Source organism: Klebsiella sp. JB_Kp031 (genome assembly GCF_040064295.1).
GTDB classification, from domain to species: Bacteria; Pseudomonadota; Gammaproteobacteria; order Enterobacterales; family Enterobacteriaceae; genus Klebsiella; species Klebsiella quasipneumoniae.
Window position 1 is genome coordinate 1 of the sequence record NZ_JBEAJW010000030.1, and the last position, 24,688, is coordinate 24,688.

General features: G+C 56.9%; 29 protein-coding genes and 1 pseudogene. 14 read left to right on the plus strand and 16 right to left on the minus strand.

Annotation, left to right across the window (positions count from 1 at the left end; all coding sequences use genetic code 11):
• Window positions 1-196 precede the first annotated feature (196 nt).
• On the plus strand, window positions 197-688 hold the full coding sequence (locus ABLV64_RS13860; protein ID WP_048294486.1) for a transposase: 492 nt from the start codon (window positions 197-199) through the stop codon (window positions 686-688).
• A gap of 255 nt (window positions 689-943) precedes the next feature.
• Here the strand turns inward: ABLV64_RS13860 and ABLV64_RS13865 are convergent, their stop codons facing one another.
• From ABLV64_RS13865 to phoP, 3 genes are all read right to left on the minus strand, one after another.
• Window positions 944-2,065, minus strand: a complete 1,122-nt coding sequence (locus ABLV64_RS13865) for a cupin domain-containing protein (protein WP_004206634.1) — start codon at window positions 2,063-2,065, stop codon at window positions 944-946.
• A gap of 85 nt (window positions 2,066-2,150) precedes the next feature.
• Window positions 2,151-3,617: a two-component system sensor histidine kinase PhoQ gene (phoQ, locus tag ABLV64_RS13870; RefSeq protein WP_004206635.1), complete on the minus strand. Its 1,467-nt coding sequence runs from the start codon at window positions 3,615-3,617 to the stop codon at window positions 2,151-2,153.
• The gene (gene phoP, locus ABLV64_RS13875) at window positions 3,617-4,288 is read right to left on the minus strand and encodes a two-component system response regulator PhoP (protein ID WP_004206636.1); all 672 of its coding nucleotides are present in this window, start codon (window positions 4,286-4,288) and stop codon (window positions 3,617-3,619) included. The genes phoQ and phoP overlap by 1 nt, the downstream gene beginning before the upstream one ends.
• 282 nt (window positions 4,289-4,570) lie before the next feature.
• Between phoP and ABLV64_RS13880 the strand changes: the two genes are divergently transcribed.
• Window positions 4,571-5,377 carry an AraC family transcriptional regulator gene (locus ABLV64_RS13880; RefSeq protein ID WP_004206637.1) on the plus strand — a complete coding sequence of 269 codons (807 nt, stop codon included), beginning with the start codon at window positions 4,571-4,573 and terminating at the stop codon, window positions 5,375-5,377.
• 83 nt (window positions 5,378-5,460) lie between these two features.
• On the plus strand, window positions 5,461-5,823 hold the full coding sequence (locus ABLV64_RS13885; RefSeq protein WP_004206638.1) for a cupin domain-containing protein: 363 nt from the start codon (window positions 5,461-5,463) through the stop codon (window positions 5,821-5,823).
• A gap of 54 nt (window positions 5,824-5,877) precedes the next feature.
• Here the strand turns inward: ABLV64_RS13885 and purB are convergent, their stop codons facing one another.
• From purB to rluE, 5 genes are read right to left on the minus strand one after another with little or no spacing between them, the layout of a single operon-like run.
• Window positions 5,878-7,248, minus strand: coding sequence for an adenylosuccinate lyase (gene purB / locus ABLV64_RS13890; protein ID WP_004150804.1), 1,371 nt, complete (start codon window positions 7,246-7,248; stop codon window positions 5,878-5,880).
• A 3-nt stretch (window positions 7,249-7,251) separates the two neighbouring features.
• A complete protein-coding gene (hflD, locus tag ABLV64_RS13895; protein ID WP_004140557.1) occupies window positions 7,252-7,893 on the minus strand; it encodes a high frequency lysogenization protein HflD in 642 nt (213 codons plus the stop codon).
• A gap of 54 nt (window positions 7,894-7,947) precedes the next feature.
• The gene (mnmA, locus tag ABLV64_RS13900) at window positions 7,948-9,054 is read right to left on the minus strand and encodes a tRNA 2-thiouridine(34) synthase MnmA (protein ID WP_012542211.1); all 1,107 of its coding nucleotides are present in this window, start codon (window positions 9,052-9,054) and stop codon (window positions 7,948-7,950) included.
• Between the two features lie 56 nt (window positions 9,055-9,110).
• Complete coding sequence (locus ABLV64_RS13905) at window positions 9,111-9,569, minus strand: NUDIX hydrolase (RefSeq protein ID WP_004206639.1); 459 nt, start codon at window positions 9,567-9,569, stop codon at window positions 9,111-9,113.
• 16 nt (window positions 9,570-9,585) lie between these two features.
• The gene (rluE, locus tag ABLV64_RS13910) at window positions 9,586-10,236 is read right to left on the minus strand and encodes a 23S rRNA pseudouridine(2457) synthase RluE (RefSeq protein WP_004206640.1); all 651 of its coding nucleotides are present in this window, start codon (window positions 10,234-10,236) and stop codon (window positions 9,586-9,588) included.
• 240 nt (window positions 10,237-10,476) lie between these two features.
• Between rluE and icd the strand changes: the two genes are divergently transcribed.
• Window positions 10,477-11,727: an NADP-dependent isocitrate dehydrogenase gene (gene icd, locus ABLV64_RS13915; protein WP_004150800.1), complete on the plus strand. Its 1,251-nt coding sequence runs from the start codon at window positions 10,477-10,479 to the stop codon at window positions 11,725-11,727.
• Window positions 11,728-11,999: 272 nt separating this feature from the next.
• Here the strand turns inward: icd and ABLV64_RS13920 are convergent, their stop codons facing one another.
• The 4 genes from ABLV64_RS13920 to ABLV64_RS13935 all read right to left on the minus strand — a co-directional run bounded on the left by ABLV64_RS13920 (window position 12,000) and on the right by ABLV64_RS13935 (window position 14,028).
• Window positions 12,000-12,713, minus strand: coding sequence for a winged helix-turn-helix domain-containing protein (locus ABLV64_RS13920; protein ID WP_348843070.1), 714 nt, complete (start codon window positions 12,711-12,713; stop codon window positions 12,000-12,002).
• Window positions 12,710-13,102, minus strand: a complete 393-nt coding sequence (locus ABLV64_RS13925; RefSeq protein WP_348843069.1) for an amino acid-binding protein — start codon at window positions 13,100-13,102, stop codon at window positions 12,710-12,712. The genes ABLV64_RS13920 and ABLV64_RS13925 overlap by 4 nt, the downstream gene beginning before the upstream one ends.
• Entirely contained in the window at window positions 13,095-13,418 is a 324-nt protein-coding gene (locus ABLV64_RS13930) for an antibiotic biosynthesis monooxygenase (protein ID WP_004203706.1), read from the minus strand. Before ABLV64_RS13930 ends, ABLV64_RS13925 begins: the two co-directional genes overlap by 8 nt.
• 136 nt (window positions 13,419-13,554) lie before the next feature.
• The gene (locus ABLV64_RS13935; RefSeq protein WP_348843071.1) at window positions 13,555-14,028 is read right to left on the minus strand and encodes an OsmC family protein; all 474 of its coding nucleotides are present in this window, start codon (window positions 14,026-14,028) and stop codon (window positions 13,555-13,557) included.
• A gap of 157 nt (window positions 14,029-14,185) precedes the next feature.
• Between ABLV64_RS13935 and ABLV64_RS13940 the strand changes: the two genes are divergently transcribed.
• Together ABLV64_RS13940 and ABLV64_RS13945 are read left to right on the plus strand one after the other, a co-directional pair.
• Entirely contained in the window at window positions 14,186-14,827 is a 642-nt protein-coding gene (locus tag ABLV64_RS13940) for a GntR family transcriptional regulator (protein WP_004203708.1), read from the plus strand.
• 290 nt (window positions 14,828-15,117) lie between these two features.
• On the plus strand, window positions 15,118-15,663 hold the full coding sequence (locus tag ABLV64_RS13945; RefSeq protein WP_004203709.1) for a cysteine hydrolase family protein: 546 nt from the start codon (window positions 15,118-15,120) through the stop codon (window positions 15,661-15,663).
• Between the two features lie 54 nt (window positions 15,664-15,717).
• Here the strand turns inward: ABLV64_RS13945 and ABLV64_RS13950 are convergent, their stop codons facing one another.
• Window positions 15,718-15,945 (minus strand): DUF1272 domain-containing protein, encoded by a 228-nt coding sequence (locus ABLV64_RS13950; protein WP_004203710.1) that lies wholly within the window; start codon window positions 15,943-15,945, stop codon window positions 15,718-15,720.
• 111 nt (window positions 15,946-16,056) lie between these two features.
• Window positions 16,057-17,250, minus strand: a complete 1,194-nt coding sequence (locus tag ABLV64_RS13955; protein ID WP_004203711.1) for a zinc-dependent alcohol dehydrogenase — start codon at window positions 17,248-17,250, stop codon at window positions 16,057-16,059.
• Between the two features lie 622 nt (window positions 17,251-17,872).
• Between ABLV64_RS13955 and ABLV64_RS13960 the strand changes: the two genes are divergently transcribed.
• The 6 genes from ABLV64_RS13960 (at window position 17,873) to cydB (ending at window position 22,548) form a co-directional block, all read left to right on the plus strand.
• The gene (locus ABLV64_RS13960) at window positions 17,873-18,058 is read left to right on the plus strand and encodes a general stress protein (RefSeq protein ID WP_004150795.1); all 186 of its coding nucleotides are present in this window, start codon (window positions 17,873-17,875) and stop codon (window positions 18,056-18,058) included.
• Window positions 18,059-18,148: 90 nt separating this feature from the next.
• Window positions 18,149-18,643, plus strand: coding sequence for a ferritin-like domain-containing protein (locus ABLV64_RS13965; RefSeq protein WP_008807707.1), 495 nt, complete (start codon window positions 18,149-18,151; stop codon window positions 18,641-18,643).
• A gap of 26 nt (window positions 18,644-18,669) precedes the next feature.
• Window positions 18,670-19,176: a ferritin-like domain-containing protein gene (locus ABLV64_RS13970; RefSeq protein ID WP_004203713.1), complete on the plus strand. Its 507-nt coding sequence runs from the start codon at window positions 18,670-18,672 to the stop codon at window positions 19,174-19,176.
• Window positions 19,177-19,192: 16 nt separating this feature from the next.
• Window positions 19,193-20,080 carry a manganese catalase family protein gene (locus ABLV64_RS13975; RefSeq protein ID WP_004140512.1) on the plus strand — a complete coding sequence of 296 codons (888 nt, stop codon included), beginning with the start codon at window positions 19,193-19,195 and terminating at the stop codon, window positions 20,078-20,080.
• A 54-nt stretch (window positions 20,081-20,134) separates the two neighbouring features.
• A complete protein-coding gene (locus tag ABLV64_RS13980) occupies window positions 20,135-21,541 on the plus strand; it encodes a cytochrome ubiquinol oxidase subunit I (protein ID WP_004203714.1) in 1,407 nt (468 codons plus the stop codon).
• On the plus strand, window positions 21,538-22,548 hold the full coding sequence (gene cydB, locus ABLV64_RS13985; RefSeq protein ID WP_023317966.1) for a cytochrome d ubiquinol oxidase subunit II: 1,011 nt from the start codon (window positions 21,538-21,540) through the stop codon (window positions 22,546-22,548). The genes ABLV64_RS13980 and cydB overlap by 4 nt, the downstream gene beginning before the upstream one ends.
• Before the next feature lie 135 nt (window positions 22,549-22,683).
• On the opposite strand, the pseudogene ABLV64_RS13990 reads toward cydB, so the two are convergent.
• Together ABLV64_RS13990 and ABLV64_RS13995 are read right to left on the minus strand one after the other, a co-directional pair.
• Window positions 22,684-22,947, minus strand: a pseudogene (locus ABLV64_RS13990) (FUSC family protein); the annotation flags it as partial.
• Complete coding sequence (locus ABLV64_RS13995) at window positions 22,907-23,104, minus strand: hypothetical protein (protein WP_004203716.1); 198 nt, start codon at window positions 23,102-23,104, stop codon at window positions 22,907-22,909. The pseudogene ABLV64_RS13990 and the gene ABLV64_RS13995, both read right to left, overlap by 41 nt.
• Window positions 23,105-23,671: 567 nt before the next feature.
• On the opposite strand from ABLV64_RS13995, the gene ABLV64_RS14000 reads away from it, so the two are divergent.
• Both ABLV64_RS14000 and ABLV64_RS14005 read left to right on the plus strand, forming a co-directional pair.
• A complete protein-coding gene (locus tag ABLV64_RS14000; RefSeq protein ID WP_048323830.1) occupies window positions 23,672-24,304 on the plus strand; it encodes a helix-turn-helix domain-containing protein in 633 nt (210 codons plus the stop codon).
• 45 nt (window positions 24,305-24,349) lie between these two features.
• Complete coding sequence (locus tag ABLV64_RS14005) at window positions 24,350-24,505, plus strand: hypothetical protein (RefSeq protein WP_032425982.1); 156 nt, start codon at window positions 24,350-24,352, stop codon at window positions 24,503-24,505.
• Window positions 24,506-24,688: the final 183 nt, after the last annotated feature.

The window sequence follows — 24,688 nt, forward strand, 5'->3', positions numbered from 1 at the left end:
CGCAGAACCCGTAGGCCCGGCAAGCGCAGCGCCGCCGGGCGGTGAACAGCAGAGCGGGCACCTGTCTTCATGCCGGATGGCGGCTAACGCCTTATCCGGCCTACGGTCCAGCCGATGACCGCAGAACCCGTTGGCCCGGCAAGCGCAGCGCCGCCGGGCAAAAGCAATAAGGCTAATACTGAGGAGGGAACCTCACATGTCTGATTATCGTCGCAGTTATATCCCCGGCGGCTGCTGGTTCTTCACCGTTAACCTGCAAAATCGGCGCAGCGATCTCCTGACGCGGCATATTGCTCATCTGCGTGCCGCTACAGCGTTTGTTAAAAGCAAAAAACCGTTTCTGATTAACGCCTGGGTCGTTTTACCAGAGCATATGCACTGCATATGGACCCTGCCTGAGGGGGATACCGATTATTCCGGTCGCTGGCGGGACATTAAAAAAATGTTTACCCGAGCGCTGGCGCAGCACCATATCTGGCAGCCGCGATTCTGGGAACATACCATCCGTAATGAAGAAGATTACCGGCGGCATATGGATTACGTTTATATCAATCCTGTTAAGCACGGTCATGTCCGTAGGGTGCAGGATTGGCCGTATTCGACCTTTCATCGCGATGTGCGTCAGGGAGGGTATCCGCCGGATTGGGCGGGTGAGGTAAGCGAATTTGATGCAGGCGAGAGGCGATAATGCTCGGGTAAGACATTGTCGCCATCGAAACCACAAAGTGCCGGATGGCGGCTTCGCCTTATCCGGCCTACGGTCCAGCCGGTGACTCCAGAATCCGTAGGCCCAGCAAGGGCAGCGCCGCCGGGCGGTGAACAGCAGAGCGGGCACCTGTCTTCATGCCGGATGGCGGCTTCGCCTTATCCGGCCTACGGTCCAGCCGGTGACTACAGAACCCGTAGGCCCGGCAAGCGCAGCGCCGCCGGGCAGGATGGAGACTCAGTCGCCAAAGAACCAGTAGCCGCTGTTGACCAGCGCCGCCAGCATGGCGAGGAAGGAAGGATCTTCCAGCGCATCGCCAAAATGGTCGGCGCGCAGCGTCAGGTGGGTAGCTAAGGCGTCCAGCGCCGGACGGTGCGGGGAGTTGATCTTCTCCCCATTGACGAACACCTCGCCGTCAATGCGCAGCACCCGCAGGCCGCCCAGGCGTTCCAGGGTATCGCCCTGCTGCAGGGCATCATAAATCTCGTCAGGCTGATACGGCGGCTCCGGCGGCGCGACGTCAAGTTCATGACGCGACTGGGTGATAAACTCGCCGAACCACTGCTTAAAGTGCTCCGGTTGGTTAATCAGCCCCAGCATCATCTCGCGCAGGCGGTCGAGTTCGGCCGGTAAAATATCCGCCGGATGGTCGCGCGACGGCACGTCCGGATCGGCGTAGCGCTGGCTGCCCAGTTCGCGCTGGAGAACGTAGTCGGCAAATCCGCTGAACAACTCGCGGGCATTCGGCGCGCGATAGCCGACAGAATAGTTGAGCGAGTTTTCCAGCGAATACCCCTCATGCGGGAATCCTGGCGGAATATAGAGAATATCCCCCGGCTCCATCTCTTCATCGATGATCGCCTCGAAGGGGTCAACCTGCAGCAGGTCCGGATGCGGGCAGTGCTGTTTCATCGGCACTTTTTCCCCGACGCGCCAGCGTCGACGGCCGGTGCCCTGAATGATAAACACATCATACTGATCCAGATGCGGGCCGACGCCGCCGCCCGGTACTGAGAAGGAGATCATCAGGTCGTCGATACGCCAGTCCGGCAGGGCGCGGAACGGGTGCATCAGCGCCGCAGACGGCTCATGCCAGTGGTTAACCGCCTGTACCAGCAGGGACCAGTTGTTTTCGCTCAGGTGATCGTAGCTTTCGAAGGGACCGTGACTGACCTGCCATTTTCCATCCTGATGGCTGACAAGGCGGCTATCGACCTCGCTCTCCATGGCCAGTCCAGCCAGTTCGTCCGGGCTCAGCGGGTCGATAAAATTGGCGAAGCCGCGCTTCAATACCACCGGCCGTTTTTGCCAGTAGCGTTCGATAAAGTCGGGCCAGTTAAGCGTTAATTGATAATCCATATTGATATTCCACTGCAGGTGTCTGACAGGGATTATAACGGATGCGGCGCCCCGGCGATGCAGGCGCCGTGAAAAAACTCAACGATTAACTCTCTTTATCTTCCATCAGCTGGCGGCCAAACACCACCTCCATGCAGGCGCCGCCGAGCAGGCTCTCGCCGGCGATGATCTCCCCGTCATATTGTTCGACGATTTCCCGGGCGACGGAGAGCCCCACCCCCTGGCCGGGACGCAGAGTATCCGCCCGCTGGCCGCGGTCGAAGACGGCGCGGCGCTGGCTCGGTGGGATCCCCGGCCCATCGTCTTCCACCAGGATGTGCAGATGACTGTCGGTGGTCTGGCGCACGGAAACCTCCACGAACTCCAGACAGTACTTACAGGCGTTATCGAGAACGTTGCCCATCACTTCCATAAAATCGTTCTGCTCGCCGACAAAACTGATCTCCGGCGAGATGTCGAGCGAGATATTGACCCCCTTGCGCTGATAGACCTTATTGAGGGCGGAGGTCAGGCTGTCGAGCAGGGGGGCGATCGGGTGCAGTTCCCGGCTCAGCAGGGTACCGCCGCTGCGCATGCTGGCGCGATGCAAATAGTAACCAATCTGCTGCGAAATGCGGCTTATCTGCTCCAGCATCACCGGCTCCGCCTCGTCGACGCTGATCTTCTCGCCGCGCAGCGAGCGCAACGTGCTCTGCATCACCGCCAGCGGCGTTTTCAGGCTGTGGGTGAGATCGGTGAGGGTGGTGCGGTATTTGTCATAGCGTTCACGCTCGCTGCGAACCAGCCGGTTAAGGTTGCTCACCAGTCGGGTCAGCTCGCGGGTGGTGTTGGGATTGAGCTTCTCGCGGTGATGTTCCTCCAGCTCGCGCACCTCTTTGGCCAGCGACTCGATGGGGCGCAGGCTCCACCAGGCGGCGACCCACAGCAGGGGGATCACCAGCAACAGGTTGGCGGCCAGCACGTAGATAAACCAGCTCCACACCATATAGCTGCGCTTGAGCTCCACCGGGATGGTGTCGACCACCACGATACTGAGCTGGGGCATTTTGCTGGTGGCTGGGTAGAAGTTGATCGCCACCGAGTGGGTCATCTCCGAATCGTCGCCCTGTTCGCGGATGGCGTCCAGCTGTTCCTGAACCTCATGGTTATTGCGCAACAGCATACTGCTGCTGTCGACATCGGCTTCAATTTCATGGAAGCCATTGCGTTTCAACCAATCCGGTTGAATGCGCTTCGTCAGCCAGGGGACATCGCGCTGCGCCCACAGTAGTTTGCCCTTCTCATCGTAAATAAGGGTCACCGTCGGGCTTTCCATATTCAGATTTTCCGGGATATCGACATCAATGGCGCCGTTCTCCCACTTGGCCAGCATATAAAAGAGATTGCTCTCGCCGCGTAGCAGACGGAAGGTGGTTTTATCGAAGCTGACGCTGTAGCCCACCAGCGCCACCATGCCATAGGCCAGGGAGAGCACCAGCACCACCCCGGCGGTCGCCAGCAGGAAGCGAACCCGTAATGACAGCGGGAAAATATGCCGCAACAGTCCCTTCATCAGCGCAGTTCGAACAGATAGCCCTGGCCGCGCACCGTGGTGATGACGTCCTGCGGGTATTCAGCCTGAATTTTCTTACGCAGCCGGCCCATCAGCACGTCGATGGTATGGCTTTCACGCAGTTCGGCATCCGGGTAAAGCTGGAGCATCAGGGAATCTTTACTGACCACTTTGCCGCGGTTGCGGATCAGGGTTTCCATAATCGTGTACTCAAAGGCCGTCAGCTTGATCGGCTGATCGTTCACCGACAGCTCGCGCCGGGAGAGGTCGACCTGAAACGGCGGCAGAGAGATCACCTGCGAGGCCAGGCCGCTGTTGCGGCGCAGCAGCGCCTGCATGCGGGCGGCAACCTCTTCAATATGAAAAGGCTTAGTGACGTAATCATCCGCCCCGGCGCTGAGCACTTCGACTTTATCCTGCCATCCTTCGCGGGCGGTCAGCACCAGCACCGGCAGCGACACGTCGTGGCTGCGCCAGCGGCGGATCAACGATAATCCATCTTCGTCCGGCAGGCCGAGATCGACGATGGCGATATCCGGGAGATGTTCGCCCAGATAGTAATCCGCTTCCTTGGCATCCTCTGCGGCATCGACCTGATGGCCCAGCTCCTGGAGCTGAACTTTGAGGTGGTGACGCAGCAGGGCATTATCCTCAACCACTAGTACGCGCATGGCTGTTCTCCCTTGCAATTTCGAAAGTAGTCTGACGTTTATTATATACGCAAAATATAAACAGCTGTTAAATAAAGCTTTTTATACAAACGGCGTTGAGCATCGCCGGGCAGGCCGGCGTTGAGCGGCGCCTTTTGCGCAGCGGGTATGGAACTCCTTCATTCTATGCGTAATTTCAGCAAACGCCCAGCGGCTGGGCGCGGCAGTGAGCGGGTTGGTGATGTTAATTTTTTGTGTAATAGTGCTCGAATCCTCCCTCAAGAACGCCGCAGGTTATTCATTATGTCTCAGCAGCAGAGCGCGGATTGGGTCAGGCTGGCGCAATCGCCCAGCCGCACGGAGCGCATCGAAGCCTTCTTCGGCGGCCACGGCTACGAGCCGCACCGGCATGATACCTACGCCATCGGCCAGACGATCGCCGGCGTGCAGAGCTTTCACTATCGCGGCGGGCTACAGCACAGTCTGCCCGGCGGGACGATGGTCCTTCACCCGGACGAAATACACGATGGCGAGGCGGGCACCGAGGCGGGGTTTCACTACCGCATGGTCTACATTGAGCCAGCGCTGATCCAGAAGATACTCGGCGGCAGGCCATTGCCGTTTATCCCCGGCGGCCTGTCGGCGGATCCACGGCTAGGTCGCGCCGTGCAACCGCTGTTGAAAGCGGTCACGGATACCTTCGAGCCGCTGGAGGAAGAAGACGCCCTGTACGACCTGGCGCAGACCCTGGCCGTGGTCGGCGGGCAGCGTTCCCGTCGCCAGGCGTTTGATTATCAGGCGGCGGAGAGGGCTCGGGAGTATATCCATGCCTGTTTTATGCAGGATATGACCCTCGACACCTTGTCGCAGGTCAGCGGCCGGGACCGCTGGAGCCTGAGCCGTGATTTCAGAACGCTGTACGGCACCAGCCCGTGGCGCTACGTCATGATGCGCCGGCTCGATTTTTGTCGCCAGCGGATGCGCGCCGGGGAGCGTCTGGTGGATATTGCCGCTGACGCGGGGTTTGCCGACCAGAGCCACATGACGCGCCAGTTTATCAGCCGCTTTGGCCTCTCTCCGGGGCGCTGGCTGCGGGCGATCCGCGGCTAAGGCGGCGCAGGTTGCACAATCGTTCAAGCGTCAACGCGGCGAGGCGAACTATGCTGACTGCCTTTATCACAAGGAGACAGCCTATGTATCAACTCGTTAATCTTGCTCAGAAATTTTCCCTGTTCAGCGAACAATGGCAGCCCAAAGTGGTGGCCGAAATGAATGACTATCAGTTCAAGATCGTGCGCATCGCCGGCGACTTTATCTGGCACAGCCACCCGGAAACCGATGAGACGCTGATGGTGGTGGAGGGGGTATTGCGCGTGGACTTTCGCGACGGACATGTGCTGGTGAAGGCCGGGGAGATGATCGTCGTGCCGCGCGGGGTGGAACATAAGACCTCGACGGAGACGGAAGCGAAGCTGATGCTGATTGAACCGCGCGGGGTGTTAAATACCGGCCACGAGGGCGGCGAGCGGACGGCGGTGAACGACGTTTGGATCTGATCGCTTTCCGGCGATAAAACGCCCCTCTTTCCGGCGGAAAGAGGGGCAGGGCGATTACTTCAGCTCGTCAACCATGGTGGTTGCCCGACCGATATAGTTGGCCGGGGTCATCGCTTTGAGACGCACTTTTTCCTCTTCCGGCAGGGCGAGGCTGTCAATAAACTGCTTCATCCCTTCCGCGTCCACGCGTTTGCCGCGGGTCAGCTCTTTCAGCTTCTCGTACGGTTTTTCGATACCGTAACGACGCATCACGGTCTGGATCGGCTCAGCCAGTACTTCCCAGTTGTGATCCAGTTCGTCCAGCAGGCGATCCTGGTTCAGCTCCAGCTTGCTGATCCCTTTGAGGGTGGACTGATAGGCGATCAGCGCATAGCCGATGCCCACGCCGAGGTTACGCAGAACGGTGGAGTCGGTCAGGTCGCGCTGCCAGCGGGAAACCGGCAGTTTGCTGGCCAGGTGCTGCATGACCGCATTGGCCAGGCCGAGGTTGCCTTCGGAGTTTTCGAAGTCAATCGGGTTCACCTTGTGCGGCATGGTGGAGGAGCCGATTTCCCCGGCGATGGTCTTCTGTTTGAAGTGGTTGAGCGCGATGTAGCCCCACACGTCGCGATCGAAGTCGATCAGAATGGTGTTAAAGCGCGCGATGCAGTCAAACAGCTCAGCGATATAGTCATGCGGCTCGATCTGCGTGGTGTACGGGTTCCACTGAATGCCCAGCGAAGTAACAAACTCTTCGCTGAACTGATGCCAGTCGACTTCCGGGTAAGCGGCGATGTGGGCGTTGTAGTTACCCACCGCGCCGTTGATTTTACCAAGGATTTCCACCTGGTTCAGCTGACGGTACTGGCGCTCCATACGGTAGGCGACGTTGGCCATCTCTTTACCCATGGTGGACGGTGTCGCTGGCTGGCCGTGGGTACGGGAGAGCAGCGGCACATCGCGGTACTGGGTCGCCAGATCTTTTACCGCGTCAATCAGTTTGCGCCAGTAAGGCAGAACCACTTCGTCGCGGGCGGTTTTCAGCATCAGCGCGTGGGAGAGGTTATTGATGTCTTCGGACGTACAGGCGAAGTGAATAAACTCCGACACGGCGTGCAGTTCGGCGATGTCAGCGACTTTCTCTTTCAGAAAGTACTCTACCGCTTTCACATCGTGATTAGTGGTGCGCTCGATGGTTTTGATGCGCTCGGCGTCTTCGACGCTGAAATCGGCAACGATTTTGTCAAGGAAACCGTTTGCGTCGGCAGCAAAAGCAGGAACTTCCTTGATCGCTGCGTGGGCGGCCAGTTTTTGCAGCCAACGTACTTCCACCTGAACGCGGAATTTCAGCAAACCGAATTCGCTGAAGATACCGCGCAGCGCGCTGACTTTATCGCCGTAGCGGCCGTCTACAGGGGAAACGGCGGTCAGTGAGGATAATTCCATAGATCACAACTCCGGGGTTAAATGAGCAAGAATTTGCTTTGCCTGGTTAACCAGACGATTACGGGAAAACATAAGCTGGAGACGTCCGCCGCCCACCTGATGCCAGAGCACCGCGGCGCGAATACCCGCCAGCAGCGCTGAGCGAACTTTCGCCTGCACCTGCGGGCTTTGCAGCACGGCAGGGGAGCCGGTCACCTGAATACGCGGGCCCAGCGGGCTTATCACGTCGACATAGATGCCCGCCATGGCGCTGAGCAGCGTTTCGGACTGCAGGTCAAAGTGCTCCAGCTGACGATGCAGGCCGGCGATGCGGTTGCCGAGCGTGTCCATCGCCCCTTTACTGGCGGCGAGCTTGCGCTCCAGCACCATCAGGCTCAGGGTATAGCGGGTGAGTTCCGCATTGAGGCCCTGGCGACTGCTGGTATTGAGCACCCCGAGCAGCGTTTCAAGGCCGAGGCGAAGATTGGCTTCACTGCCACCGAACACCGCCAGCGTCGACTCGGGATCGAGGTCGATGATGCTGTTCAGCGACACATGCAGGGCATCGCTGTCGCAATGTCCCTGATGCGCCAGTTGCTGAACCAGTCGCGCCGCCTGGCAAACGCCAGCCAGCGCCAGGGTGATGTCATAGTAATTCTTCGCCACACATACTCCTTGTCAGCCGCCGGGGCGGTTCGTTCCGGCGGAAATAACGCGCGTTCAGGACTGCAGAGGCAGTCGTTGTTCAATAATTCCGCCGCCGAGACACACTTCACCCAAATAGAATACCGCGGACTGGCCCGGTGTCACTGCCGCGACCGGCTCATCGAAGCGGACTTCGATACGGTCTTCATCCAGCGCGGTAACGGTGCAGGGGATATCGGTCTGGCGATAGCGGGTTTTCACCGTGCAGCGCAGGGTGCCCTGCAGCGGTTCACGGTCAACCCAGTGCAGCTGTTGGGCAATCAGACCGACGGACATCAGGCGCGGGTGGTCATGGCCCTGGGCGACGATAAGAATATTATTCTCAACGTCTTTATCGACCACGTACCATGGATCTTCACTACCCTCTTTGGTGCCGCCGATACCCAGCCCTTTACGCTGGCCCAGGGTGTGGTACATCAACCCCTGATGGGTACCGATCTCCTCGCCGTCGACGGTGAGGATTTTGCCCGGCTGCGCCGGCAGGTAACGGCCAAGGAAATCGCGGAATTTACGCTCGCCGATAAAGCAGATGCCGGTGGAATCTTTTTTCTTCGCGGTGATCAGATCCAGCTCTTCGGCGATCTTACGCACCTGCGGTTTTTCCAGTTCACCCACCGGGAACAGGCTCTGGGCAATCTGCTCGTGGCTGAGGGTATAAAGGAAGTAGCTCTGATCTTTATTGCCGTCGAGTCCGCGCAGCAGCTGGCTTTTACCGTCGACATCGGCGCGGCGCACATAGTGCCCGGTGGCGATGTAGTCGGCGCCGAGGTCTTCGGCAGCAAACTCGAGGAAGGCTTTAAATTTGATCTCTTTATTGCACAGAATATCCGGGTTCGGCGTGCGGCCGGCTTTGTACTCTTCCAGGAAGAGCTCAAAGACGTTATCCCAATATTCGGCGGCAAAGTTAACGGTGTGCAGTTCAATGCCCAGCTTATCGCAGACCGCTTGCGCATCGGCAAGGTCGGCGGCGGCGGTGCAGTATTCCTCGCCGTCGTCTTCCTCCCAGTTCTTCATGAACAGGCCTTCCACCTTATACCCTTGCTGCAGCAACAGGTACGCGGAGACCGAGGAGTCGACGCCGCCGGACATGCCGACGATCACTTTTTTCTGGCTTTCTGACATGGAAATACTCGCTACATTGAACTTCGAGGCGGCGTATTCTAGCACGCGCTCACCGTTCATTCACCCCCTGTGAACGGCCAGTTAAAGGCGCCAATCAGCGACAGCGGCTGCCGCGGGTCCTGCAGGTAGCAGCGAATGCTTTCGGCAACCAGCGGCGAGCGCAGGTTTGGCGCGTTAAGAATTTCCTCAGCACTGAGCCACAGGCAGCGATCGATATCGCTGTCGTGCGGTTCAGTGGCGCACGGATCGCTAAGTTCGATAGCGAACAGGAAGCGCAGAAACGGGGTGTTATCGGGAGCCAGCCACTGATGCATGCGGATGAAGTGCTGCGGCGTGGCGCGAATGCCGGTCTCCTCCCACAGTTCACGTTCGGCGGCCTGCAGCAGCGTTTCATTGGCCTCGAGATGGCCCGCCGGCTGGTTCCACAGCGCTTTGCCGTTAATGGTTTCTTCGACGATGAGAAATTTATCCTGGGCGTGAACCACGCAGGCAACGGTGACATGAGGTTTAAACATCGCTTTTCCTTTTCAGTTATTCGGCTTTGCGCCAGTCGCCGTTGGCCAGTCCGTCGAGTGTATAGCCGCCCATGGCGTAGCGGATCAGACGCAGGGTGGGGAAGCCGACGTGGGCGGTCATCCGGCGCACCTGGCGGTTGCGTCCCTCGTAGAGCGTAATTTTCAGCCAGCGGGTGGGAATCGATTTGCGCTCACGAATCGGCGGGTTGCGCGGCCACAGCCAGACGGGTTCCTCCACAAGTTCTACGTCGGCAGGCAGGGTGGGGCCGTCGTTGAGGGTGACGCCGTCGCGCAAGGCGGTCAGCGCCTCGGGCGTGGGTTCGCCTTCCACCTGAACATAGTAGATCTTGCCGGTGCGCTTACCCGGCTGGGTCAGCTTCGCCTGCAGCGCGCCGTCGTTGGTCAGCACCAGCAGGCCTTCGCTGTCGCGATCGAGCCGACCGGCAGCATAGACGCCCGCCACCGGAATAAAATCTTTCAGCGTGCTGCGCCCGGCCTCGTCGGTAAATTGCGGCAACACATCATAGGGTTTATTGAACAAGATCACAGTTTTTGGCTGGCGTTCTTTACGTTGTCTGGTGACTTGTTGTGTGCTGAATCGCTCAACGCGATGTTTTCTAAATGAAGTTTTCTGCATGGTATTTTCAGGCTCTATCAATTGCCGCATTATAGCCTAATTACGAATGCCTTTCATGGACGCAAACATTCAGGTAGTATTGACATGCTCATTACAAATTATTAACAAAAAATTGCTCAAACCGATTCGCACTACAGGCAGGAAGGCGACACGGACGCGATAGCTCCGGTTAGCGGGAAGACCCGGTACTCCGAAGCTGGCCGACTCAGCCAACACCAGGCTCGCGTGAAGAGGGAAGAGCAGAACCAGAAGCGCTCGAAGGAGAGGTTAATGGAAAGCAAAGTAGTAGTTCCGGCGGAAGGTCAAAAAATCACCCTGCAAAACGGCAAACTGAACGTCCCTCACAATCCGATTATCCCGTTCATTGAAGGTGACGGTATCGGCGTTGACGTTACCCCAGCGATGCTGAAAGTGGTTGATGCCGCCGTTGAGAAAGCCTATAAGGGCGAGCGTAAAATTTCCTGGATGGAAGTTTACACCGGTGAGAAATCGACACACGTCTATGGCCAGGATGTCTGGCTGCCAGCTGAAACCCTCGATCTGATTCGTGACTACCGCGTTGCTATCAAAGGTCCTCTGACTACCCCAGTCGGCGGCGGCATTCGTTCCCTGAACGTGGCGCTGCGCCAGGAGCTGGATCTCTACGTCTGCCTGCGTCCGGTACGTTACTACCAGGGCACCCCGAGCCCGGTTAAGCACCCGGAACTGACCGACATGGTTATCTTCCGTGAAAACTCCGAAGATATCTATGCAGGCATCGAGTGGAAAGCCGACTCTGCTGAAGCAGACAAAGTGATCAAATTCCTGCGCGATGAGATGGGCGTGAAGAAAATTCGCTTCCCGGAACATTGCGGCATCGGCATCAAGCCGTGCTCTGAAGAAGGCACCAAACGTCTGGTTCGTGCAGCCATTGAGTATGCGATCACCAACGATCGTGATTCCGTCACTCTGGTGCACAAAGGCAACATTATGAAGTTCACCGAAGGCGCGTTCAAAGACTGGGGCTACCAGCTGGCTCGCGAAGAGTTCGGCGGCGAGCTGATCGACGGCGGCCCGTGGGTGAAAATCAAGAACCCGAACACCGGCAAAGAGATCGTGGTAAAAGACGTGATCGCCGACGCCTTCCTGCAGCAGATCCTGCTGCGTCCGGCGGAATACGACGTTATCGCCTGTATGAACCTCAACGGCGACTACATCTCTGACGCGCTGGCGGCACAGGTTGGCGGTATCGGTATCGCCCCGGGCGCCAACATCGGCGACGAGTGCGCGCTGTTCGAAGCGACTCACGGTACTGCGCCGAAGTATGCTGGCCAGGACAAAGTGAACCCGGGCTCCATCATCCTGTCCGCAGAAATGATGCTGCGCCACATGCAGTGGTTCGAAGCCGCAGACCTGATCGTTAAAGGCATGGAAGGCGCTATCGCCGCCAAGACCGTGACCTATGACTTCGAACGTCTGATGGAAGGCGCTAAACTGCTGAAATGTTCAGAGTTTGGCGACGCGATTATCGCGAACATGTAATCCCGTTAGTGGATTAAGTTAAAGCGGGAGCCGATGGGCTCCCGTTTTTTTATCGCATTCAGGCCGTTATTTTGCCGGACGCTCGCTGCGCGGTACCATGGTCGATTTCCCGCAACACAATGTCCATCAAAGCCATGCGCTTACAACAGGGCTAGCTCAGTTTACCGCGAGATCGCAAGTGGGTATGGATTGAACGCCAGGGGTCTTACTGATGGCCCGACCGGCTTAAACCGGTGCCGTTCGGCGAAAATGTGATGTAGCCTAAACTCAGGCTATCCACCCACCTTCAGTTTAAACAGCCGGGACAGCGCCGCTCTGCCGCTATCCGTCACTTGCACTTCCCGATATCCCGGCGCGCGGGTTATCCATCCTTTCTGCTCAAACAGCGCCATCAGCGCCGAACCGGCGTCGCCTCCCAGATGAAAACGTCTTTCGCTCCAGTCAAGACAGGGGCAACAAGGCTTACGTCGCGGGCGAGCGTTAAGTACCGCGCCCAGGCTTTCAAGCTGGGTTTTACCGGCTGACGTCAGGGCCAGGCCATCGGCCGTCAGCCATTTTTCCCGCAGCATAAACTCATAAATCTTCACCGCCAGCTCGCCCGCCAGATGGTCGTAGCAGGTGCGAGCGTAGCGAAGTGTCACCGGCGTGCTGGTGGCCAGCGCCTTATGCGACTGCATTGAGACGCCCATCAGGTTTTCCAGCAGCCCGGCGATATGCGCGCCTGCCAGGCGGTAATAGCGGTGGCGCCCCTGCGCGAGACACACCACCAGCCCGTTGCTGAGCAGCCGGGCAAGATGTCCGCTGGTGGTGGAGGCGGAGACCTCGGCGACCGTGCTGAGCTCGGTCGCCGTCCATGCGCGCCCGTCCATCAGCGCGCAGAGAATACTGACCCTTGACGGGTCAGAGAGGGCAGAGGCCACCATCGCCATCGCGGTTTCCAGTGCCGCCTCTGGCTCACTGTCTTGCTGCGTTTTCAGGAGATTCATTCAGAAAGTATGGCCCATTTTTTGGTCACTTCCGCTGCCCGGGTGTCATCATCGGTAAGAAGAATGAGCCGGTTACGGTGGTCGCTGTACTGTACCAGAATATTAATACCGTTGCGGGCAAGGGTGTCGGCAATGTCTCCCAGTTCCCCGGGGCGTTCCTGGGGTAACTTACGTATCAGAGGACGGCATACATCGCTGACCGTAAAGCCGGCCTCGGTCAGCACCCTGCGGGCTGTCTCACCGTCCTCCACCAGAAAATGCGCATGTCCGGCATCAGGCATGGTGAATACCCCACCACCTTCGAGGCCCACACCGTTGTTGCCCAGCGCTATACCCATTGCGCCAAGCGAGCCCGGCGTGTTGCTGAGAATGATGTGAATATCATACATCTGGCTGTGCTCCCCGATCCGATGAGTAATCCCGGAACACGCGGGCAACGCGTATTCTGTAGTATGAAAAAATCGATGCTTTGCCTTCGCGCTGGGCAGCCAGATGCCGCTCATTTTGCTGCCAGTTGGCCACCGATGCTTCATCTTCCCACCAGGATAGCGAAAGGATTTTGCCGGGCGAATTCAGGCTCTGAAAACGCTCGATGGCAATAAACCCCGGCGTGTCTGAAAGCAAAGGCGTCAGCCCGGCCGCCAGCTGAAGATATCTTTCCTGTGCTTCCGGTAAGGCGTCGGCCTCAAAAAGTACTGCAATCATAAGTCTGCTCCGTGGTGAATGTCCGTGCAGTCTAATGACGACCAGAGCAGGATGCTTCGGCGTGCAGCGAAGTGTGGCTGAGGTTGGATACCCCAGCCACATTTCCTGCGCACCGGATGATCGCGCCAGAAACGAGTTACTCTGCGTTAAAGATAATAAATTCAGGCTGGTAGCTGACCGGGAAATTGACCGATCGGGCGATAAAACAGACGTGATGGATCTGCTGATGAAGGGCCGCGGCGGCGTCGAGATCGGTACTTGGTAATACGGTGATTTTCGGCCGGAGGGTAGCAGAAATAAAGCGACCCGCGCCCCCTTTTAATACTTCACCCGTTGCCACCGGCGAGTCCTGATATTCCATGACCGTAATGCCGGCATCTGAGGCCAGATGCAAGTACCACAGCATGTGACAGGCAGAGAGAGAAGAGAGCAGGAGATCTTCCGGGTTCATTTTGCCGGGATCGCCGCCCAGTAATGGATCATTTGAACAATGAATGGGTTCTTTTCCCTTTACCGCGATATCCCAGGTCCGGGCATAAGCCTTGTAACCCGAGGTACCCGTGCCCTGATTGCCGGTCCATGTGATATGACTGGTATAAGCATGTTCCATTGGTTTGCCTTTCTCTATAGAGGGATGAATTTCTTCACTGCGGTATCGTCCAGTTGCATTGCCTGAACGAAGCCGCAGGTAGAATCGCAAGGTTGTCATGACGTTGGCTCGAATGGTATAATCGTATACCATTTATGAATGATGTAAAGAGAGCCAAATGAACGCTGCTACCCGTTCGACCGCCGATATCCTTGCCAGTGAGTTAAAAATCTTAATCAACAAGGGGGCATTGCGAGATGGCGACCGGCTTGTGGAGCGCGACCTGGCCTGCCAGTTTTCTGTCAGCCGTATCCCAATGAGAGAAGCGATACAGCAGCTTGAGCGCGAAGGTCTGGTTGAGATTTTCAGAAATCGTGGCGCGGTGGTGAAAACGCTGACGGCCGCAGATGTCGATGAAATTTATCAGCTGCGGGCACTCCTGGAAGGTGAAGCCATTTTTCATAGCCTGGAGAATATGGACCCGGAAACGCTTGCCCGGGCAGAGCTGGTGCATCAGCTGCTGAGTAGCGCTTCTGAACCCGAGCTGCAGGGGAGGTATAACCGGGAGTTTCATGAACTGCTGTATCGGAAGTGTAACAATCAGCGCCTGTTGAAGATGATCGGTGAATTGCGCGAGCAGATTGAAAGATATGAGCTTTTTCAGAACAGACTGCTGTCGGATACGCTGAAATTCCAGGATGAGCATCAGCAGATCCTGATGGCCTGCCAGCAAAATAATCCACAGGAGGCTCGGGCATATACTGTGAAACATATTCTTTCAGCAGGTGAAATCCTTCGCGCCTATATTGTAAGCCGTTAATGGTTGCGTAAAGCGGCTGCGTTGTTCACGCATAAATTGCCATCCGTCTCAGCTCAATGCTATAAGAAAAGAGCCGTTTTAATGGCGCTTATGTTTTATCTGTAAGGAATAAGTGAAGGTCAGATAATGATTACGTCAGTGCAGCCAACCACCACCGTCACCACCACGACCGTAACCTGCGGTGGTGTGGGCGTATCGGTGACCGGCTCCTGACAAACAGATCCTCACTCCCCGCCAATGTGGACGGGGAGAGACCTCTCCGTTCGTGACAGACTGAATGGAGACCCATCATGATTTCATCTGAGGATGCCCTGTTAATTATCGATATGCAGCAGGGGCTTTTCCGTGGCCCGGTTTCCCCGTATCAGGCCGATGCGCTTCTGGCGAACGTTTGCCTGCTGATTGAAAAAGCGAGACAGGCTGAGGTGCCCGTCTTCTTTGCCCGCCATACCGGAGCTGACGACTCTCCGTTCTCCGCGCAAAGTCCATTAACTCAACTGCTGCCTGAGATGGGTGTTAACGGCGAGCGGGATATCGTCTTTATTAAAAAGTACCCTTCCTGTTTTCAGCAAACTGACCTTGCGCATCAGCTCGCTCAGGCCGGCGTAAAACAGCTGGTTATTGCCGGGATGAAAACCGAATTCTGCGTGGACACGACCTGCCGAGCGGCATCGGCGCTGGGATTACGGACGGTGCTGATCTCAGATGCGCACTCAACCATGGATAACGAACGTTTATCAGCGCCTGACATCATTGGCCATCACATTGTCACCCTTGCCGGGCCATTTGTGACGCTGTCGACCGCCGCAGAGTGGCGCTTTTCGGCAGCGAAATAAGGATGAAGAAAGGGAGCCCGAGGGCTCCTTTTCGCTACGCCTGCTCATCCGGTTTTACTGCCCATGGCGGCGCAGGGTGGAGGCGGGGTGGCGCCGGAGCGCCTCTTCGGGACGCACCGGACGCCGCACTAGTTCGCCGCCGCAGTTCGGGCAATGGCCGTTAAGCCGCGCCGTCATGCAGTCCTGGCAAAAGGTGCACTCGAACGAACAGATAAACGCTTCGCGTGAGTCTGGCGGCAGATCTTTATCACAGCATTCGCAATTCGGGCGTAACTCGAGCATGACCTTCTCCTGTGGTTAACGGCTGTATCAGCGACGGCCGGCCAGCGCATGCTGTTTTTATAGCACGGCGCAGACTGGCCTCCGAGGGATTTCGCTGCGTTAATCTCCGCCTCAAAGCGTTGCCTTTCCGGGCTGCATCCCCGGCACGAGGATCACTTTGCGGCATGCCTCTTCACGTTTCTCAAAGATCTGATAGCCGCGCGCGGCCTCCTCCAGAGGCATATGGTGAGTGACAATCTCCTCCGGGGTGAGCAACCCTTGCTCAATAAGCGCCAGTAGATCCGGCAACCAGGCATGGACGTGGGTTTGCCCCATTCTGAAGGTCAGCCCCTTATCAAAGGCATCGCCAAACATAAATCCGTGAATGAAACCGGCGTAAACCCCGGGCACGCTGACGATGCCGCCGCGGCGCACGGCAGCGATGCACTGGCGCAGCGCTTTCCCGCTGCTGCCCTCGATTTTCAGGGTGCTGAGGACGGTTTCCGTAAGGCTGCCTTTCGCCTCGAAGCCGACGGCGTCAATCACCGCATCGACGCCGCGATGGCCGGCGGTGTTGTCGATAATCCACTGCGCCGGATCGTCATGGTGGTCGAAGTTTATCGGGATCGCGCCATAGCGCCGCTGCGCGAAGTCGAGTCGGTAATCGTTATGATCGATGATAAATATCTGCTCTGCGCCATTGAGCCTGGCGCAGGAGGCACACAGCAGGCCAACCGGGCCGGCGCCAAAAATAGCCACGCTGCTGCCGGGTTTGACCTCGGCGTTTTTTACCGCCTGCCAGGCGGTAGGCAGAATATCTGACAGAAACAGCACCTTTTCATCGGGTAAGGTGTCCGGCACTTTAAACGGTCCGGTATTGGCTTTGGGAACGCGCACATATTCCGCCTGGCCGCCGGGGATCCCGCCGTACAAATCGCTGTAGCCGAACAGGGCCGCCGGTGGCGAAATGCCTTTTCGGTTGAGCGTCGCCCCCTGGCCGCTATTGGTACTTTCGCAGGCGGCATATTGCTGCAGGCGACAAAAGAAGCAGTCTCCGCAGGCGATGACAAACGGGATAACCACCCGATCGCCTTTACGAACCGCGGTGACCTCGGAACCGGCTTCCACCACTTCCCCCATAAATTCATGGCCGAAAATATCACCATGGTGCGTGCCGGGGATCTTACCGCGGTAAAGGTGCAGATCGGAACCGCAGATCGCCGTCGCCGTGACGCGCAGAATAATATCGTCCGGCGCCTCAAGGGCCGGGTCGGGCATGGTGTCGACGCTGACATGATGGGGGCCATGATAAGTGAGTGCTTTCATAAAGTCTTCTCCTGGAGAGAATGGCTGATAGCAGCAGGCGAAAAGGCATTGTGACCTAACGTTATTGCCGCCGATAAACCACAGTAAAAATAAAGCGTAGAGTACTTATAATGGAACTGCGTGATATTCCACTCAGTGAATGTATTCCACGCTTCGCTTATTTAGCGGCTGGTTTGTTGAGGTTATTTGCCTATTCCCCTTATGTATGCCAGGCTTAATCGGGCATGATATTCGCTCCGTTTTATTTTCCAGCCGCTTCCCCAGCGGCTTTTTTTTTTGCCCTTAAAAAAAGAAAAATTCTTAATTTCAACCAGACTAAGGGCAGTACTGCCGCTTCGTTATATAACCCAACGGGAGTACTCCGCCGGTATAAATAATTCTTTGCCACAGTGGTGCTCTGTGTGCATTATTTCCCTGAACACAGTAAGTTAGCGGCAATGTACCGTCTGGTTATTTTTGATGTGTTTTGTGGAATTATTCCGAATTACTCCTAAAAGGCATCAAAAACACGGGATAATAATTTGACTAACCAGCATTACCCGCTAAATTTAAATATCGAACGACGAGTGATACGGAATATTTTCGTATCGTACTGACATAACCGATATACATGAGGTGAAATATGGCAGAGCATCGTGGTGGTTCCGGAAATTTTGCTGAAGACCGTGAAAAAGCTTCTGAAGCAGGTCGTAAAGGTGGTCAGCACAGCGGCGGGAACTTTAAAAATGATCCGCAGCGTGCGTCTGAAGCGGGTAAAAAAGGCGGACAAAACAGCCACGGCGGTGGCCGCAAGTCCGATAATTCCTGATTATCCTTTTCCTTGCACCCTGAAGTGAAAGTATCTCCTGCGAGTCTGTCACAGACTCGCAGTTATTTTCTGACTCCAGAAGGTATTTCTATGAATATGAAAAGCATTGAAGATGTATTTATTCACCTGCTCTCAGATACCTACAGCGCAGAGAAACAATTAACCCGCGGGCTGGCAAAACTGGCCAGAGCGGCGTCCAGTGAAAAACTCAGCGCGGCGTTCAATGCTCATCTTGAAGAAACCCAGGGCCAGATTGAACGTATAGACCAGATTATTGAGCAGGAATCTGGTCTGAAAATCAAACGCATGAAATGCGTGGCCATGGAAGGATTGATCGAAGAGGCCAATGAAGTCGTTGAGAGCACGGAAAAAAACGAGGTACGCGATGCCGCGTTAATTGCCGCTGCGCAAAAGGTCGAGCATTACGAAATTGCCAGTTACGGTACCCTGGTTACCCTGGCGGAACAGTTGGGTTATAAAAAAGCGGTCAAACTGCTGGCCGAAACCCTGGAAGAAGAAAAGCAAACCGATGTTAAATTAACCGACCTGGCGGTAGGTAATATTAATAAAAAAGCGGAAAAATAAACGCTCCCTGACACGAGGAAATCACGATGAATCACATTGAACATTATCATGACTGGCTACGAGATGCGCATGCCATGGAAAAACAGGCAGAATCCATGCTGGAATCAATGGCTGGCCGTATCGATAATTATCCGGATCTCCGTGCCAGAATCGAACAGCATATTAATGAGACCAAACGGCAAATTACCGTGCTGGAAGAGATCCTCGACCGCAACGACATTTCGCGCTCGGTGATTAAAGATTCGATGAGTAAAATGGCGGCTCTTGGCCAGTCCATTGGCGGAATGTTTCCTTCCGATGAAATCGTCAAAGGCTCGATCAGCGGGTACGTTTTCGAGCAGTTTGAGATCGCCTGCTATACCTCTCTGCTGGCGGCCGCTGAAAAAGCGGGCGATACCGCCTCCATCCCAGCCATTGAGGCCATCCTGGCGGAAGAGCGGGAAATGGCCGACTGGCTGATCAAACATATTCCTCAGACCACGGAGCAGTTTCTCCTGCGTTCAGATGCTGACGGCGTAGAAGCGAAAAAATAACCCAGGAGGCAGGCCTATGTTTCGTCATGTGAAACAACTGCAGTATACCGTGCGCGTTGCTGAACCCAACCCGGGGCTCGCGAATTTACTGCTCGAACAGTTTGGCGGCCCTCAGGGCGAGCTGGCCGCCGCGTGTCGTTATTTCACTCAGGGATTAAGCGATGACGATCCCGGCCGTAAAGACATGCTGATGGATATCGCGACAGAGGAGCTAAGCCATCTGGAGATCATTGGCACCCTGGTCGGCATGCTAAATAAAGGCGCCAAAGGGGCGCTGGCGGAGGGCACCGAGAGCGAGGCGGAACTCTATCGTTCGCTCACCGCCAACGGCAACGACAGCCATATTACGTCGCTGCTCTACGGCGGCGGTACTCCGCTGACCAACTCGGCGGGCGTGCCGTGGACAGCGGCCTACATTGATACTATCGGCGAACCCACCGCAGACCTGCGATCGAACGTCGCGGCGGAGGCGAGGGCGAAGATCGTCTATGAACGGCTGATCAATGTGACCGACGATCCCGGCGTGAAGGACGCGCTGGCGTTCCTGATGACTCGCGAAGCGGCGCATCAGCTCTCTTTTGAGAAAGCGCTGCAGTCGATTCGTAATAACTATCCGCCGGGCAAACTGCCGCCCATTAGCGAGTACGCGAACACCTACTACAATATGTCTGAGGGTGGAGAAGTACGCGGCAGCTGGAACAGTGACAAACACTTTGATTATGTCAAGGATCCGCAGCCGGCCGTGGATGGCGGAGATGGCAGCGCCTCTGTCGGCCTGACGCCGGAGCAGGAAGCGCTGTGCAAAGCGATGCTGAAGCGAACACAGTCTGACCCGCAGGGTGATCCTTTGACCGGCGCCGAACTCGGTGCCGGTAAGCAAAACACGTCATCATCGGCTAAGTGATGTTCGCATAAGCCCCGGCTGCGGCCGGGGCGTTTCACAATGATGGTGCGGATTATGTTTGAATTTGACGCGTTTCATCTGGCCCGACTGCAATTTGCCTTTACCGTTTCCTTCCATATTCTGTTTCCGGCCATCACCATCGGCCTTGCCAGCTACCTTGTGGTGCTGGAGGGGATGTGGCTGAGAACCCGGGATAACGTCTGGCGCTCGCTCTACAACTTCTGGCTGAAAATTTTCGCCGTCAATTTTGGTATGGGCGTGGTTTCCGGATTAGTCATGTCCTATCAGTTCGGCACCAACTGGAGCGGATTCTCTCAATTTGCCGGCAGTATTACCGGCCCGCTGCTGCTGTATGAAGTGCTGACAGCCTTCTTCCTCGAAGCGGGATTCCTCGGCGTGATGCTGTTCGGCTGGAGCAAGGTGCCGCCAGCGCTGCATTTTTTTACCACCTGCATGGTAGCCCTTGGCACCCTGGTCTCCACCTTCTGGATCCTCGCCTCCAATAGCTGGATGCAGACGCCGCAGGGTTTTACCCTCGAAAATGGCCACCTCATCCCGCAGGACTGGCTGGCGATTATCTTTAATCCCTCGTTCCCGTATCGCTTATTCCATATGGCGATCGCCGCGTTTCTCAGTAGCGCCATGTTCGTCGGGGCCTCCGCCGCCTGGCATCTGCTGCGCGGCAACGACTCGCCGGCCATCCGCAAAATGCTGTCGATGGCGATGTGGATGGCGCTGCTGGTGGCACCGATCCAGGCGGTGGTGGGTGATATGCACGGTCTTAATACCCTCGAACATCAGCCGGCGAAGATTGCGGCGATTGAGGGACACTGGGAAAACCGGCCCGGCGAGGCCACCCCGCTGCTGCTGTTTGGTCTGCCGGATATGGAGCAGGAGCGCACCCGCTATGGCCTGGAGATCCCGGCGCTCGGCAGCCTGATCCTCACCCATAGCCTGCATAAGCAGGTGCCGGCCCTGAAAGATTTCCCGAAAGAGGACCGGCCCTATTCGCCCGCCGTGTTCTGGTCGTTTCGCATTATGGTTGGGATGGGGGTGTTGATGATCGCCTTAGGGATCTGCAGCGCCTGGCTTCGCTATCGGCGGCGGCTGTACCATTCGCGTCCCTTCCAGTGGTTTGCGCTCTGTATGGGTCCCGCCGGTCTGATTGCGCTGGTCGCCGGGTGGGTGACCACCGAGATGGGCCGTCAGCCGTGGGTGATCTACGGTTTGCTGCGCACCCGGGACGCGGTGTCGTTGCACAGTACGCTGCAGATGGCTATTAGCCTGCTGGTGTTTATCGTGGTCTACTGCGCGGTGTTTGGCGTGGGGTATTACTATATCTTCCGGCTTATCAAAAAAGGGCCGCAGCCGGTGACGGAGCTGACCTCGCAAACCGCAGGCACCCCGGCGCGTCCGCTCTCGGCGGCAGAGCCGGTGCGGGATGAGGAGAACGCATCATGAGCATCGATATCTCGGTGATTTGGTTTGTCATCATTGTCTTCGCCACGTTGATGTATATCGTGATGGATGGTTTCGATTTAGGCATCGGGATGCTTTTCAGCGTGGTGCATGACGCCGAAGAGCGCGATGTGATGGTTAACAGCGTGGCGCCCGTCTGGGATGGTAACGAAACCTGGCTGGTGCTCGGCGGGGCAGGGCTGTTCGGCGCGTTTCCGCTGGCTTACGCGGTGATCACCGATGCGCTGGTTATCCCGCTGACGGCGATGCTCATCGGCCTGATTTTCCGCGGCGTGGCGTTTGAGTTTCGTTTTAAAGCGGTTCCCTCGCATCGCACCTTCTGGGACTATGCCTTCGCCGGCGGCTCGCTGCTGGCGACCTTCAGCCAGGGGATTGTCGTCGGCGCCTTTATCAACGGCTTTGCGGTAGCCGACCGCCGCTTCGCCGGCTCGACGCTGGACTGGCTTACCCCCTTTAACCTGTTCTGCGGTCTGGGGCTGGTGGTGGCCTATCTGCTGTTGGGCACCACGTGGCTGATCATGAAAAGCGAAGGCGCGCTGCAGCAGCGGATGCGCGAGCTGACCCGCAAGGCGCTGCTGGCGTTGATGGCGGTGATCGCGGTGGTCAGCGTCTGGACGCCGTTGGGCTGGCGCTACGTGGCGGAACGCTGGTTTACGCTGCCCAATTTCTTCTGGTTCGTGCCGGTGCCGATCCTGGTGCTGACCCTGAGCTTGTGGATCTGGCGCCTGAGTGCGCGCCCCGCAAGCCATGCTCGTCCCTTTATCCTGACGCTGGGCCTGATATTCCTCGGCTTCAGCGGGCTGGGAATCAGCGTCTGGCCGAACATTATTCCGCCGCACATCTCCCTGTGGGATGCCGCCGCGCCGCCCTCCAGCCAGGTATTTATGCTGCCGGGGGCGCTGCTGATCATCCCGGTGATCCTGATGTATACCGCCTGGAGCTATTACGTCTTTCGCGGCAAAGTGTCCGGCAGTGAAGGCTATCACTGAGCGAGATACGCGCCGGCGGCCCGGGAATGAACCAGATAGTCGCGGGCAGACCGGCGATCCGTTCCCTCCTTGCTTGGGCAGGGTGTCAATATGGGGGTGCACCGGCAGCCCGAAGCCGTCGGTCAGGTCGGCGCTTAAGATACCGATCGTTATCTTCTCCACCCGGATCACCGCGGGGTCAAAAAGGGTTCCGGGCGTGGAGACGGCGGCAAAGTTCAACAGGCGCAAGGTGTCACCCGCCAACAGGAAAGCGTACCCACGCGATGTGCGTTCAATCAGGGGCAGGCTGTGACTCCCTGCGAGCCACAGAGCCCGCATGATGCTGGCCTGACGCCCGCCGGGGAAGGCGGGCAGAGGCTTACGCTTTTGGCGACTTGATCTTAATAATAAATCGCTCATTCACCCGGGTGATCCTCGCGCCAATGTCGCCAAACTCGGTGGCGATTTTAAAAAAATCGTCTGCGGCGACGTCAAAATCGAGTTCGATTTTCTGATGTTGTCCTGTCGCCAGTAACTCATAGAAATGGTCAAGGCTGCGGGCTTTTTCGCTGGGCATCGTATTTCTCCATGGTCAACCAATCAGCAGGGCGTTTATGACTTATAGCGCATTCCGGATTATTCAGCAGAATGGTAATGGCGCCTGATATAAGATTATGCAATGACAGTAAGAGTGAGGTAGGGCGATATTATTCCGTGTTGTTAAACCGTGCGGTCGCGCGTTTGCCGGCGATACCATGACGGCAGGAACCATCCTGCGGCGTCGGCTGATGATAGACATTGTTTGATGACAATTTGATGTCAGTAAAATGAACCTGCAAGGGCTCGGGATTTCATATCGCTAAATAATTTTTAATCTGTGGCTGTTAAGGTAGTTCTTAACTACCTTATGGTGATGGGGCTTTATTTTTATGGCCAACGGCGAGGGAACAACGATGCAATTACTTGATTTATTCGCAGGCTTATTGTGGTTAAGCAGCGTTATTTTCCTGCTGTTTGTTCTTGATGTGGTCATCACCCGTTATCTTTATCGTAAATAACCGACAGAGGCGACGGCGCTCGGCGTAGGGTACCGCGCCGGAGGATGATAGTATAACGCCGGGACTGATTCAGGAAGGAATGTGCGGTGCTCGGGAGAATTGATTACGATATTGAAAAATACCAGTTTACCGAAGCCGGTGAAACGTCGCGGCTGCGGGAGCAGTGGCGAGAAGTCTATCAGGAGTGCCGTCAGCTGCAGGCCGGGGCAGAGGAGCGTCTGCGCATTGCGTTGCTGAACGTCGACTATGTCACCAGCTTCGAGCTGCCTTTTCGCCTGCTGCTGGTGCGCGCGCCGCAGCTGATCGCCGACGTCCGCGAGACGCTGCAGCTCAGTCGTAAAGCCGCCGTTTTCAACGGCAAACGTTACGGCTGCGTCTACAGTTTGAAGCAGGATTTACAGGCTGTACCGGAGAGCTTTCATTACCACCTGACAAACCGTATTCGTCGCGTCGAGGCGACGGGCCAGACGGCGGCGCCGTACCAGCAGATCGCCCGGGAGATTAAACCAGCCCGGGATCGACTCCGGCAGGCATTAATCGCCGGCCTGCCGGTTACCGCGTTGGATGCCCTGTTCTGGTTCGGCAGTCAGCGGGTAGCGGCGGACATTGCCCAGCTGCGCCGGTCCGGTATGGCCATTGTCACTGAGGAGGTGGAGGTCTGCGACACTCTGTTCAATACCACCCGGCGGGTACCGGTTTATCGTCTGGCCAGCGCGTGAGCGGGCCTCCCTTCGCCCAGCCGCTGCCTCTGCAGGCAGTCGACCATTGCTCCATCAAACCAGACGCACAGGCCTCTGGCGGCATGCCGCGGAGCCGGTTCCAGCCACGCGCTGGCGCTGAGCATGACTAGCATCAGCGCCAGCGGAACCCCGTATATTCTTCTCACTACCCTTTTCCCACTTCGCCTCTTTTGCCAGTAAGGTAGCGGGAAAATATGACGTTTCGTTGACCCGTCTGCCTGATTTATCGCCTGCAGACGGCGTGGCAGGCGTGGCAGGCGGGCCGTGCCGGGTGATGCGTTATTGATCTTCGGCATAAAAATGCCAAAAACTGGCGGCTTGTTTTTTTCGGTTTTATTACTCCATGCTTTTTTCCCCGTAGGG